The organism is Agrobacterium sp. T29, assembly GCF_006970545.1.
In the GTDB taxonomy this organism is placed as follows: Bacteria; Pseudomonadota; Alphaproteobacteria; order Rhizobiales; family Rhizobiaceae; genus Agrobacterium; species Agrobacterium leguminum.
Genome location: NZ_CP040641.1, coordinates 1 through 12,098, shown reverse-complemented (window position 1 = coordinate 12,098; position 12,098 = coordinate 1). Strand labels below are relative to the sequence as shown.

At 59.1% G+C, this 12,098-nt stretch carries 12 protein-coding genes and 5 pseudogenes; 5 read left to right on the top strand and 12 right to left on the bottom strand.

The window, feature by feature from the left end; translation table 11 throughout:
• Positions 1–911 precede the first annotated feature (911 nt).
• Positions 912–1,972 (bottom strand): annotated as a pseudogene (gene ampC, locus FGF54_RS27770) (class C beta-lactamase).
• A gap of 180 nt (positions 1,973–2,152) precedes the next feature.
• Between ampC and FGF54_RS15050 the strand changes: the two are divergent.
• A pseudogene (locus FGF54_RS15050) lies at positions 2,153–3,017 on the top strand (LysR family transcriptional regulator).
• A gap of 82 nt (positions 3,018–3,099) precedes the next feature.
• Here FGF54_RS15050 and FGF54_RS27805 read toward each other — a convergent pair.
• Positions 3,100–3,660 (bottom strand): annotated as a pseudogene (locus tag FGF54_RS27805) (chromate transporter); the annotation flags it as partial.
• Between FGF54_RS27805 and FGF54_RS27245 the strand changes: the two are divergent.
• The gene (locus tag FGF54_RS27245; protein WP_168208142.1) at positions 3,638–3,934 is read left to right on the top strand and encodes a hypothetical protein; all 297 of its coding nucleotides are present in this window, start codon (positions 3,638–3,640) and stop codon (positions 3,932–3,934) included. The pseudogene FGF54_RS27805 and the gene FGF54_RS27245 sit on opposite strands and share 23 nt — an antisense overlap.
• Positions 3,935–4,610: 676 nt before the next feature.
• On the opposite strand, the gene FGF54_RS27545 is transcribed toward FGF54_RS27245, so the two are convergent.
• The gene (locus FGF54_RS27545; RefSeq protein WP_246666987.1) at positions 4,611–4,859 is read right to left on the bottom strand and encodes a hypothetical protein; all 249 of its coding nucleotides are present in this window, start codon (positions 4,857–4,859) and stop codon (positions 4,611–4,613) included.
• 405 nt (positions 4,860–5,264) lie between these two features.
• Here FGF54_RS27545 and FGF54_RS27240 point away from each other — a divergent pair, with 405 nt between their 5' ends.
• Positions 5,265–5,480, top strand: a complete 216-nt coding sequence (locus FGF54_RS27240; protein ID WP_168208141.1) for a hypothetical protein — start codon at positions 5,265–5,267, stop codon at positions 5,478–5,480.
• A gap of 425 nt (positions 5,481–5,905) precedes the next feature.
• Here the strand turns inward: FGF54_RS27240 and FGF54_RS27540 are convergent, their stop codons facing one another.
• The 3 genes from FGF54_RS27540 to FGF54_RS27530 all read right to left on the bottom strand — a co-directional run bounded on the left by FGF54_RS27540 (position 5,906) and on the right by FGF54_RS27530 (position 7,269).
• Positions 5,906–6,145, bottom strand: coding sequence for a hypothetical protein (locus FGF54_RS27540; protein ID WP_246666986.1), 240 nt, complete (start codon positions 6,143–6,145; stop codon positions 5,906–5,908).
• Positions 6,146–6,370: 225 nt separating this feature from the next.
• Positions 6,371–6,790, bottom strand: coding sequence for a hypothetical protein (locus FGF54_RS27535; RefSeq protein WP_246666985.1), 420 nt, complete (start codon positions 6,788–6,790; stop codon positions 6,371–6,373).
• A gap of 239 nt (positions 6,791–7,029) precedes the next feature.
• Positions 7,030–7,269, bottom strand: coding sequence for a hypothetical protein (locus tag FGF54_RS27530; RefSeq protein ID WP_246666984.1), 240 nt, complete (start codon positions 7,267–7,269; stop codon positions 7,030–7,032).
• Between FGF54_RS27530 and FGF54_RS27525 the strand changes: the two genes are divergently transcribed.
• The gene (locus tag FGF54_RS27525; protein ID WP_246666983.1) at positions 7,268–7,450 is read left to right on the top strand and encodes a hypothetical protein; all 183 of its coding nucleotides are present in this window, start codon (positions 7,268–7,270) and stop codon (positions 7,448–7,450) included. The two genes, FGF54_RS27530 and FGF54_RS27525, sit on opposite strands and share 2 nt — an antisense overlap.
• A gap of 339 nt (positions 7,451–7,789) precedes the next feature.
• On the opposite strand, the gene FGF54_RS27520 is transcribed toward FGF54_RS27525, so the two are convergent.
• Both FGF54_RS27520 and FGF54_RS27515 read right to left on the bottom strand, forming a co-directional pair.
• Positions 7,790–8,059: a hypothetical protein gene (locus tag FGF54_RS27520; protein ID WP_246666982.1), complete on the bottom strand. Its 270-nt coding sequence runs from the start codon at positions 8,057–8,059 to the stop codon at positions 7,790–7,792.
• Between the two features lie 55 nt (positions 8,060–8,114).
• Positions 8,115–8,273, bottom strand: coding sequence for a hypothetical protein (locus FGF54_RS27515; protein WP_246666981.1), 159 nt, complete (start codon positions 8,271–8,273; stop codon positions 8,115–8,117).
• Between the two features lie 41 nt (positions 8,274–8,314).
• Between FGF54_RS27515 and FGF54_RS27510 the strand changes: the two genes are divergently transcribed.
• Positions 8,315–8,674, top strand: a complete 360-nt coding sequence (locus FGF54_RS27510; protein ID WP_246666980.1) for a hypothetical protein — start codon at positions 8,315–8,317, stop codon at positions 8,672–8,674.
• Positions 8,675–9,869: 1,195 nt separating this feature from the next.
• On the opposite strand, the gene FGF54_RS27735 is transcribed toward FGF54_RS27510, so the two are convergent.
• The 4 genes and pseudogenes from FGF54_RS27735 to FGF54_RS15010 all read right to left on the bottom strand — a co-directional run.
• Entirely contained in the window at positions 9,870–10,226 is a 357-nt protein-coding gene (locus tag FGF54_RS27735) for an aspartate/glutamate racemase family protein (RefSeq protein ID WP_371734017.1), read from the bottom strand.
• Positions 10,166–10,666 carry an aspartate/glutamate racemase family protein gene (locus tag FGF54_RS15020; RefSeq protein ID WP_256366671.1) on the bottom strand — a complete coding sequence of 167 codons (501 nt, stop codon included), beginning with the start codon at positions 10,664–10,666 and terminating at the stop codon, positions 10,166–10,168. Before FGF54_RS15020 ends, FGF54_RS27735 begins: the two co-directional genes overlap by 61 nt.
• Positions 10,667–10,677: 11 nt before the next feature.
• Positions 10,678–11,495, bottom strand: a pseudogene (locus tag FGF54_RS15015) (ABC transporter permease).
• 4 nt (positions 11,496–11,499) lie between these two features.
• A pseudogene (locus FGF54_RS15010) lies at positions 11,500–12,098 on the bottom strand (ABC transporter permease); the annotation flags it as partial.

Here is a 12,098-nt window from a genome sequence, read left to right as displayed (position 1 = left end):
CAACTTCAGCCTCAAGCCGCATCGCGTAGCATCACATATCTGACGCTTATAGCCGGGTTTGCATCTACTTGTTCTGGCCGATCACAACGGCCTGCACACATATATGTCATGGCAGCAGGTCTATTTAGCGTTCGCTGGTCTCAACCTGCTGGTATGTCTGCCGATCCACGCTTGGCTCGCGCACGGTGCCTCAAGATATCAAGCTGTTGGACGAAAGACTTCTGCTCAGGTCGAAGGGCATTTGCCAATGGCAAGCCGTAGGGTTGGGTTCTCCTGATGGTCTCAGGCTTCTCCTCATGTCGCTGGCCAGCTCTGCTGTATTGTCACATGGTCCAATACTGTCGGGACTTGGGCTTGGAGCAACGGCGGCAGTCGTCGGAACACTATTTGGGCATCACAAGTTGCGAGTCGCCTGATCAACATGGTGTTTGGAAAGAACGTTAAAGCACCATCTCGCCTTGGTCGCTGCGGAATGATCCCCAGCGGTGTAATCATCCTCTTGTTGACGGCCCCTTCGGTGCAGGCGCTATGCTGTTTGCGGTAGTTTTTGGTATGGGCAATGGCCTGCTCAGCATCGTCACGGTCGCTGCACTATACCTATTTGGAAGCGAGGGCTATGGCACCTCCAAGGAAAGACGATGGCGGCCGCTGATTCTGTTGCTCTGGCGCGTTCATGCTAGCGCTGGCGATGTCAGGGATCGGTATCGGTTCGTCGCTCGCAGTGACGGCAGTCTCGGCGGATTGGCGGTCATCATATTCTGTCAAGTTGTAAGACTATTGCGGTAGGGACGACGTTGACTGCTTTCAGCGTAAGCGCAGGATTCGGCGCAAGAGTGGCCTCCTCCTGCGCCAATCACTTTTGGCCGTATGTTTCGCAGCAAAGCGACCGTTACTTCCTTCGCCTAGCGCCGTCAAATCTCATAGGCCGCAGAGACACGCTCCTCATTGGGATAGTTTTTATTGGCCAGAATAACGATGCCGAGTTTCTGCTGGGTATAAACGCGACATAAGCGCGAAACCATTGGTGGAGCGGTCTTGTTGATGAAGACATCCTGACGCGGTTTATAGGCGGTGAGATTTCGGAGACCGGGACTGTTTTGAGCAGGGCGCCGGAGTTCAATTCGGTCAGCGTTTTCAGGGCGGCCGGTAGGCATATTGCTCCCAGACCATATCTGCATCATGGCGCCGACGCTGAATATCCCGTATGGGTGTTGGTGACCGCTGTTGGATTTTTCCGTCCAGCTTTTCCAGACCCATATTAGCACTGACGAAGCGGATCATGTCGGTCGCTGTCGATCTTACCCCGTAAGCTCTGAAGAGAGGATGGGGGTGTCACGCGGGCCGGTTCGCCGGTTCTCTTATAGCTTGCGCGTAATCGGCCATCTTTGCCTTGGCACCACGGTGAAGGTGTTCTTCAGGCCCAGCGTGGGAAACAGCATGTCTTGCATGGGCTATCGAAGCTTTGGCCATGGCCTTTGCGGTGATGTATCCGAGCATTCGATGCTGGATTGGCGTAGGTTCTGTGTGTTCCGGGTTTGTATGAGGGTTTCCAGGCCTTGAGATAGGCATCAACTGCTGCTCCGTCTTGACGTTATCCGGCACCTGCAGAGGAAAGCCGCCGGCGGTGTGGGTGCCGAGATGCATCAGCGCGACATTGCGAAGGGCTTGCCCTTCATGGAAGGAAGATAATCTTCGACCTTTCCGGAAAGCGAAAGCTGGCGTTCATTTCAGCATAGGTGCTGAGGGTGACCGTGAATGCCTTTGGAGATGGAGCCGAGTTCGAAAAGCGTCTGCGGGGTGACGGGCTGGCCTGTGCTTTTGGACATGACACATAGGTGAAGACGTGGTTCTCACATCAATACTGATGCCGACGGCCAGACCGGAATGCCGTTTTTCTCCATGACGGCTTGATCGCGGCATCCGTTATCGCTTTCAGCCTGGCATCATCGGCGGCAAGCGCCTGCGTGAACAGGCCCGTCGAAGCAAAGTGGCCAGTGCGATATGTCTGCGATTAAGTTTCATCTTTCGCGTTCTCCAAAACCTTGGGTGGATTTTCAGCCCGTGGGCCGTTCCAGCGAAAGACGTTTAACCGGCCTACATTGCGCGAACAAATCATGATATCTCGAGTAGACACAAGAAAATCTAGTCTTGAATGGTTCGGCAATTTCTTCCCTGAACGGCTTACGGGCTTTTGAAGCATCGGCGCGGCACCTGAGCTTCACCCGCGCGGCCATCGAATTGTGTGTGACGCAGGCGGCTGTGAGCCAGCAGGTGAAAGGGCTGGAAAAGCGGCTTGGCGTTTCGCTTTTTTCAGCGGCTTCCGCGGCCTGAAGATTACGCCGAAGGCGAGGCCTGCTGCCGACGGTAACCAGCTCTTTCGACCAGATGGCGACGACGCTCGACGGATCGAGGCGGGCAGGTGCGTGAATTGCTGTTTCTGGGTGTTGTGGGAACCTTTGCCGTGGGCTGGCTGCTGCCCGGCTGAAGGCGTTTCAGAAGCAGCATCCTTCATCGATGTCAGGGTCTCCACAATAATAACCGGGTGGATATGGCGGCTGAAGGGCTGGATTTCGCCATTCGTTTCGGCCAGGGCTCCTGGCATGGCACGGATGCCTTTCGGTTATTCGAGGCGCCTCTCTCCCGCTCTGCACGCCGGAGCTGGCGGAGACGCTGAAAACGCCCGCTGATCTGATGGAAGCGACGCTGCTGCGCAGCTACAGGGCCGATGAATGGAGCAACTGGTTTGCCGCGGCCGGCGTGATGCCGCGGCGCAGGTGAATGCCGCATCGTTTTCGATACGTCTCTGGGCATGATGGAGGCGGCCCTGCAGGGGCTGGGCGTGGCGCTGGCGCCGCATCGATGTTTTCGCGGCATCTGGCCTCTGGCGCGATCATCCAGCCTTTTCCGGTTACCATTTCGCTCGGGAGCTATTGGCTGACCGGCTGCAATCGAAACCGCCGACACCCGCATGCAGGCTTTTCGACTGGATGTTCGACAGCATAGGCGCTGCGGGATAAGGCTTATGCAGGGCGAGCAGAACGCCGCGGCCGCGCAGAGGACACACGGCCATGGCGGGGTTTTCCAGATCGTCAACAGGATGAAGCCAGTGAACGCCAGGGTGAAATCCCTCGGGGTGAAGATGGCGCTTGTCCAGACCGGATCATAAAGTGCGGCGCCAGAATGCCGACAACGGCGGCATTTGCGCGCGCATGGCGGCCTGCGCCACAAGGTGCTTGCGGAACCCTTCCAGAAGGGCAGTGCGCCGACGAGCAGCAGCATGCCCGGCAGGAAGATCGCGACAAGGGCGACGGCCGCGCCTGCGACGCCATTGGGCTGCGGCCCCACACGCGCCAAGATAGGCGGCGAAGGTGAAAAGCGGGCCGGGAACGGCTGGGTTGCGCCATAACCCGCGATGAAGGCATCTTCCGTGACCCAGCCTGTCGCGACGACTTCCGATTGCAGCAGCGGCAGCACCACATGGCGCCGCCGAAGACCAGCGCGCCGGCGCGATAAAAGGCATCGAACAAAGAAAGGCCTGTGACGCCGCAACTGCCGCAAGCAGCGGCAGGAGGACGAGAAGCAGGGCGAAGGTGGCGAGCGCAATGTATCCGGCGCTTTTCGGCACCCGGAAGGCAAGATGGGTGGCCTGCCGCGCCGCATCGGCACGACAGAAGACAAGCCCGGCGAGCGCGCGACGGCAAGCGCCAGGATCTGCCCGAAGGCGCCGGCGACAAACACGACGCAGACGATGCCGGCAAGCGCGATGCTGGCCGCTCACGATCCGGCGCAAGGCTTTTTGCCATGCCCAGACCGCCTGCGCCACGACGGCGACGGCGACGATTTTCAGCCATGCAGCAGGCCGGTGCCGACCGGCCTTCGATGGAGGCAGCGACCATGGCGAAGAAAAAGAGGAGAATGGCGGATGGCAGGGTAAAGGCGTCAGGCCGCCAGCGCACCGAGCGGGCTGCCCGCAGCAGCCAAGCGCAAACCCACCTGACTGGAAGCGGGCCGGGAAGAAACTGGCAGAGCGCACGAGATCGGCATAACGGCCTCGTCGATCATTTGCGCCGCACGACAAGTTCATCGCGAAAATAACCGAGATGGGCGATGGGGCGCCGAAGGAGGTGACGCGAGCTTCAGGAAGGCCGCAAAAACCTCACCGGGCGTGCCGTGTCTCTGGCTGTGCACTTCGGTCTCTATGCTTCGCGTTGACGATTTCACCAAAGAACTCCTGCGTGCAACGGCTCGTCGTCAACACATATCAGCCTCAAAACGGTTTCGGTATCAGACACCATTATGACAGGGATATGAAGGGGCTGGCGGCATCGACGCCGAAACGTTGCGATAACATTCCGGCGTCGTCTGGCGATTATCCGGCGAAGAGCCTATCGCCAGTCGGCAACAGGTGGCGAAGTGCGAAATCCAGCCATTTTCATCGGTGCCGCCGGAAAAACCGTTGCCTCCCAGATGATGTGATGCCTGTTGCTGCGTTATGAATGGTCACCGCGGCGGCGATGGGGGTTGGGGATCGCCACGAAAAGTTGCGGTTCGCCCGGGCTCGAGATGGCTGAGGGATTCGAGCTGGACATCGTCGAGGAAAAGCACCGTGCTCATCTGCGTCTCATAGAGGTTTTCCCATCGGGCTGCGCCAGCGCATTCGCTGCCGCAACGAGAAGATTGCTCTCACCGACGGGATCGGCCAGGGCCGCCAGGCGCCATGCGGCGAAGATATTGGCGATATCCCCGTGCTGAGCCGAGGCTTGAGAGGAATTCGATGGTCTGCGCATTGCCGAAAGCATCATAGCCGCTTCGCCGAAGGGTCGGATATGCTTGACGACGAAATTGCTGAGAAGTGGCATGTGTATCTCTTTTTTGGACATGGGCCACTGTTCCCGAACGTTGACGTGCGGGATCGCATGGTGGGATCTGTGGGTTGATTGGGTGCCGGATATCTCTGGCAATCGAGGGAACGCGGCCGGCTTGCAACCTAGCGAAGGTGATGGCGACGCGGGCGGCATTGCAGAAACTCTGCAGGCGATGCGGGTTCTGGCGCCGCCCGCCCGGCCGGCCATGGATCGAGGATATGAAGTTCGAGATCCTTGCCGTTCACGGTGTAGCGTAGACGAGGTAATAGTGGTACTCCGTTCCGATCACGAAGACGCGGTTGTTATCGATCTCGTGTCTGACGATATCTGCCGTCAGGCCATTGACGAAGTGGCCGCCGTCGTGGTGTGATCGAAGGCGTTCCACTGGCTGGAAACAGCTTGACGACATTGCTGTTCGGATTTGCCCGCCTGTTCATCGATGCCGGCGGATTGATCAGAACCTGCGCAGCTCCCAGCGTTCCTGAACTGCAGATCGACGGTGGCAAGCGCTTCGGTGTTGCGCCTTGCAATCTCGTATTGGGTGGCGGCGGGAAGCCCGTAATAGGCCGCACCATCTGCTCGACGGCGGCAAAGCACCAGGCGGGGGTGTCCTGAGGCACCAAAACGGGAGGTTTGTTGACTGTCGGCATGGTCTTCTCCTTTCTGAAAATGACGTGGCATGGGGCGCTTCGATGGCGGCCGGATGCTGTCGTTGATTTGGTGAATGTCAAAGTTTCGGCGGCCGTCCTGCCGGCATATGCACCGGCAGGACATTGCCATGATCCCATGCCGAGGGGACGTGTTCGGCGGGACCATGGAAACTCTTCTGCCGGGCCGGGACAGGAACGGCAGGCTCTCAGGGGATCAGGCGGTCTTGCTCAGATCCTGACGATAGGCCTGCAACGACGCGATTTTTGCGTCCGCAGCGGCTCGCGTTCGGCGACGATGGCCGAGAGCTTTTCCGCGACACCCGCCAGATAAGCCGGCAGATGCTTCTCACCGATATATGAGCCTGCAACGTGTTCAGCTTCGACCATCCTTCAGCAAAGCTGCGGTTGAAGCGGTCGGAGACGATCACCACCGCGTGCCACTGGGCGGTTTGCCTGACGAAGAACTCGTCGACGGAGCGGATGAGCTGCGCGAAGCGGTTCTTTCGCAGCGTCTCCTGCCGGCGACATTTTCAATGCGGTGATCTGATGCTGGGCATCATCTGCAACCGCCTGCATGAAATCGGCGAAGCCCTTGAAGAAGAAGGCGATTTCTTCAACGATTTCCTTCATGCGTTTTCAGCGCCGAAATGCTGACATTGAGCGATTGCACCGCAAGCTTGATCTTGTCATCCTCGGCCTGCTTTCCCTTCAGGAGAGCGTTGATCCTGATGAGCTCGGCCGCCTGGGTACGGCGCTCCTTCTCATAGGCTCCGCTTGTCGATCATCTGCATCTGGATTTCGCGCAGGCTGGCCGCCTGTTGCTGCTGCTCTTCGGAGAGCTTGCCCAGCCCCTTGTCAAAGCATCGAGCGAAGCTGCAGGCTGGAAATAACCGTTTGCTGAGCGGCGATCTTTCTTCCTGCGCTTGAGTTCCGCGGCACGTGCAGCAGACGTTTATCGAGTTCGGCAAGTTCGATGGCCTTGCTCGATTTGGGGTCGGCGCTTTCCGCGTCGTCCGCAAGCTTCGCCTTGGCGTCCTCGAGCGACTTGACATCTCCCTTCAGAGCGTCGCGTTTTTCCTCGCTCTTGCGAAGCTCGGCTTTCTTTTCGGAAAGCTCGCTCTGCTTGGCGGCCGCATCGGCCTTGCTTCCGCCGCCTGACGGGGTGCGGGAGCCGCCGCCCTGCCCTGACCATCCGCATCCTGTCCGGCTTGACTGTCCCGAAAGCGCGCCGCCAACCGACGAGGCCAGCATGGAGGCGGGACCGCCCGCCACCATGGCGATGGCGGAATTGCGCTTGAAATCATCTGCGCGCCGACCCGGACGATTGACATGACAAAAGCACGCTGCTCGGCCGTATTGGCCCGCTGCTCATATTCCCGGGCTTCTTTTCGAATGTCGCGACCTGTTCCTTGAGATCGTTGACAAGCGATTCGAGCTGTTCCCGCGTGCGTCCGCCTCCCGGATTTCCGTTCCATCACGCTTTATCGCGAGGCGTTTGCTCAAGGCAGTTTCGCTCATATCCGTGGTTTGCGCCGTGTCCTGATGATGGCGTCATAGGTCGCAGCAAGGGCAAGAAGCTCGTCTCGAACGCTGAGAGCCCTATCCCGGATATTCGTTGCGAGCTTTATCAGATCGTTGGAGACAAATGCCTTGATTTCGGCCTGATCGTTTTCTTCCCTGACATCGAGCCAGTCCGGGAAAAGATCGGCGATGGACAGGCCGATGCGGGTGGCTGCCTCCATCGCGTTCTTCATGACTATTTCGCTTTTCCTGCTGGGACGTGATCAGCCTGTTCATGATAGCGCTGATGCGGACGCGAATATCGCCGTTTTCCTGCGGCGTGGTGTTATAGGCGATGTAAAGCAGATCGATCGCATTGTCGGTGTCGCGCTTGGCGCGCTCGACATCATAGGTCCCTGGATCTTATCGACATAAGACCGGACAAGCGCCGTATCGACTTGGGAAGGCTGAAATTCGGTTGCGAAACGATAGCGTCGACGCGGCGTCGATTGCGCTGTTGATCTGGGCGGTCCGGCTTTCGAAAGTCACGACATTGTTCATTTTCATGCTCCTGTTGATGGGTGGTTACGGAGAGTCATTTTTTTGGGGGAGTGATCGTTCACGATCCGCATTGTTTCTTTCGCGTCGTCCGGCAGTCCGGCCTCGGTGGAGGAAATGAACTGCGGCACGTCTTTGGTCAGGCCGTCGATCTCGGCGGACAGCCGCGTAACCTGACGTATTTTCGCGTCGTCAGGATTGACCTCGCTCGCTTCTTCAGTGCGCTGGTGAAGTTGCCGACTGAATGTTGAAGTCTTGAACCTTGACGTTGATGGTGGAGATCGCCGCTTTGAGCTTGGTGATTTGCTCCTCCAGAGTTTTCACCGCTTCTGGTTTTCCGCGTGGCTCTGCTGTGCGCCGCAAGCTGGCGGCGATTGTTTTCGAGCTGGTTGCGAACGCCTTCAAGAGCCGCCCGGGCATTGTCCAGCCGTGGCTGCGCGGTCCGGTATTCCGCTCCGCATCATTCATCCAGCCCAGCGCCTTCACGCGGCGTCACGGCTGGCAAATTCCCGGCAGGAAGAAGAGGAGCCGCTGCATATTTTTACTCGCTTGGCCTGCTCGTCCTTTCCTTCCGGGCTTTTTCGAAGGTGGCCTGGCGCGCCTTAACGTTCTCGTTTTCGGACTGAACCAGCTCCTCGTAGCCCTTCACGCTGGTTTCGGACTGCACCACCTGCCGCTCCAGCTCGATCTGCAGGTACATGGCCTCCCCAGCGCCTTCTCGCGGTCGGCGCTGAGCTGCTGTTGCGCCGTCAGATGGTCCATCAGGCACACGGATCGGCGGCCGAGCAGCTCGCGGCTCGCTTCCGCCTGTTCCAGTTTCGACTTGAAAGCCGCCGTCTGCTCGGCGGTGAGGGTGGCGCGTTCGCAATGGCCGGCTGGCCCATGGAAGGGATATCGAATTCATTGCGAAGGCGCAAGGCCGGCAAAACAACGTGTTTAAGTTGCATCATTTCAACCTCCTCTGGAGAATTGGGGATGAATAAAAGGCATGACGGGCTCCATGCGCGCCCGGCATCGCTGCCGGCCCTGCGGAGACATGGCAGTAACATTCGGATATCAGGCGGTTTCGGACGCATCGTCTGCAACGTCGTCAAGACCTAAAAAGCAACCATCAAAGATTGCATTCCGGGAAAATGGACGAAAGATTCACATCCGACGCTTCATTAAATTATGCAATAAAAACAGCATATAACGCTATTGTCAGCGTTACTCCCGCAAACCGTTTCAAAAGGGAACACATTTTTACGCGCCCCTTAACATTCAATTTATGAGAGTATTTTTTAATACCGCTCAACAGGGCCTCGGGGAGTGCAACAAAATGCACGCATCTTACGGAGGGGAACCTTCCGGCTGTCACGACTGCCCTGCACGGCCGTTGTCAGCGAACAGAACTCACGTTTTCGAATTCGCCATAAAGTAGCGATGCGCAAAAAACACGGAGAAAGGTATCCGGAAAAGCAGGCGCCCCAGCTTCAAAGACGCACCCGAGGAGGGACTTCGCCCGGCCTCGGCCGGACATGCTTCGAGAGAGGCTGGACCTACTTGCGAACCGAATCCTGAACGACGATGCCTTTGGTGATGCTGTCGCCTATCTTTGCACCCACCTATCGAACGCCTTCAAACAGGAGCAGCGCCTCGTCCGTGCGCTCGGAGACTTCGGCGCATTCGCCACCGTCATGTGCGCCGTGGGTATCGCATCGGTCCATGGCGGGCAATTTACGCTGGCGGCGGTTCAGGCAGTCGTCGTTCCACCCGGCTGGGCATCCAGCCGCAGGACACGCGCCTTGATCGACTGGCTGGAACTGGAAAATACCGCGCAGCGTCACCCGCCCGGCGGCGATAACCGTGAGCGGCCATGGTCGCTAAATGGCTGGATTATTTCGGCAATCGAGAGGCTTGCCAGCACTATTGCGTCGCGGCCTCGCCATGGCAAACCCTCCGGCAACGGAGACGCCTGCGGAGGAAGCCATCGGAACGGGCGCGCTGATCGACGGGTGAGCTGGTTTCTGCGGCACGCGCAGGATTTGCCTTTTCTCTCAGAGGGAATGCGGATGTTCCTTGGGCATGCGCCTGGTTTCCTGATCCTGTTGGACCTGCTGTCCGCCGCGAAGACGGACGCGTGCGATGCGACGGGTTGCGTGTTCTCGCAAGGCGACGGCGCGCGCCTATGGGGTCAGCCGCGCCCATGTCACGGCCATACTCGCCAGGGCCGAGCGGTTGAACATCTTGCAAAGAAACGGACCCAGAATAGTTCTGAGCGAGCTGGCATTGCAGAACGTCCAGCGCGATCTGGCTATCAGCTCGCCTTCGTCGTTTTATGGGCGGAAGCGGTGAGAACGTCTCCGCCGTCTGCTGATGCCCCGAGAGCCGGTCCGGCCGGAATGGCTCCAGCAATCCGCGATAGGGCTTGGCGAGCGGCGTGGCATAAGCGCCGCGCTTGGCGGTGGACACCCCATGGACACCAGCGATTCCGCCTGCTTGACGGCCGCCGCGACGCATCGACAACCGGGACGCCGAATTCATCGCGCAGTTCGGCGGCAAGGTCCGCCATGCCGGCGCAGCCGAGCACGATCGCCTCCGCCCTGTCCTCTTTCAGGGCCAGCGAGATTTCCTCGCGCAGCCTTTCACGAGCGTTCGAGGCGGAATCTTCCAGCGACAGAACCGGAATATCGGCGCGCGCACATTGCAGCGGGCGGACATGCCATAACGATGGACGAGATGTTCCAGCGGTAGCCGCGAGCGTTCCATCGTCGTGACGATGGTGAATTTCTGGGCGATGAAGGCGGTGGCGGAGACCGCCGCCTCGCAGATGCCGATAACGGGAATATCGGCGAGAGCCGAGCGGCATCGAGCCGGTATCGTCGAAACAGGCGATGACCGCCGCGTCGGCTCCAAGCGCCGGCGCTTTTGCCAGTTCCAGCAGCAGGCCGGGCACGGCGAAACCTCGTCGTAATAACCTTCGATGGAGACAGGCCCCATGGAAGAGGTTACGGCCAGTATGTCCGTATCGCGGCCGGCTATCCGCGTCGCGGCGTCGGCAATGGTCGCGGTCATGGATTGCGTGGTGTTGGGATTGATAACGAGAATGCGCATTTTACGTTTCTTTATCCGCGTGAATGGCGGCGATTGAGCGTGACGATCAGGCCGAGCGTGGCCGCAATCACCAGGAAGGAAAACAGGGTTGTAACAGCACCGAGCGCATAAAGCACCGGCGTCGTGACATTGGTGGTCATGCCGTAGATTTCCAGCGGCGCGTGTTGTAGGTGCCTGACGTCATCAATGTGCGGGCGAACTCATCATAAGAAAGCGTGAAGCCGAAGAGGCCGACGCCGATCAGGCTCGGCGCGATCATCGGCAAGACCACATGGGCGAAGGTCTGCCAGGAAGACGCGCCGAGATCGCGGGCCGCTTCCTCATAGGACGGCGAAAAGCGGTTGAAGACGGCCAGCATGATGAGCACGCCGAAAGGCAGCGTCCAGGTGAGATGCGCACCGAAGGCGGACGTATACCATGACGGCTCCAGCCCGAGCTGCTGGAACAGAACGCCGATGCCGAGCGAAATGATGATTGACGGCACCACGAGGCTTGCGACCGACAGATAGAACAACGGCGTCGCACCGATGAATTTGCCCGCCGGAAGGCAAGGCCCGCCAGCAGCGAAACCAGCACGGTAACGGCCATGACATCAGCCCGAGAGCGAAGGAACGGCGGAAGGAGCCGCCGAAATCGCCGACGGCCTGCTGTTCGAAGAGATTGCCGAACCAGTGCAGCGAAACGCCGTTCAGCGGGAAAGTCAGGCCGCCATTCGGCCCCTGAAAGGCGAGGATGAGGATGGCCGACAACGGACCGTAAAGGAACAGCACGAAAGGGCGAAAAAGAAGGCGAGGATGTAGAATTCGCGGCCGCGTTTTTCCTGATGCATGGGATCAAAGCTCCTTGCGGATATCGACGATGCGCAGATGCCGCGACCATCAGAAGAACGAGGATGAGCAGGATTGACGGCGTTCGCAGCGGGCGGCCGGATATTGCAGCAGCGACATCTGGTTCTTCATCATCAGCGCCACCGAGGCGCTCTGGCCGCCGGACATGACCTGAACGGTGGAGAAATCGGCCATGACCCAGCGTGACGACGAAGATGCTGCCGATGGCCATGCCGGGCTTGGCAAGCGGAATGATGACGTTACTGAGCGTCTGCAGCCCGTCGCGCCGGCGTCCCGCGCCGCCTCGATCAGCGATTTGTCGATGCGCATCAGCGTGTTGAAGATCGGCGTGACCATGAACAGCGTATAAAGATGCGCCATGGCGAGCACCACGGCGAAATCCGAATAAAGCAGCCATTCGATCGGTTGGGAATGATGCCGGTGCCGACCAGGGCGCTGTTGACGAGGCCGTTTCGCCCAGGCACGGAATCCAGGAAATCATGCGGATGATGTTCGACGTCAGGAAGGCACGGTGCAGACGAGGAAGAGCACCATCTGCATGGTGGTGGTGCGGATGTGGAAGGCAAGGAAATAGGCGACCCAGA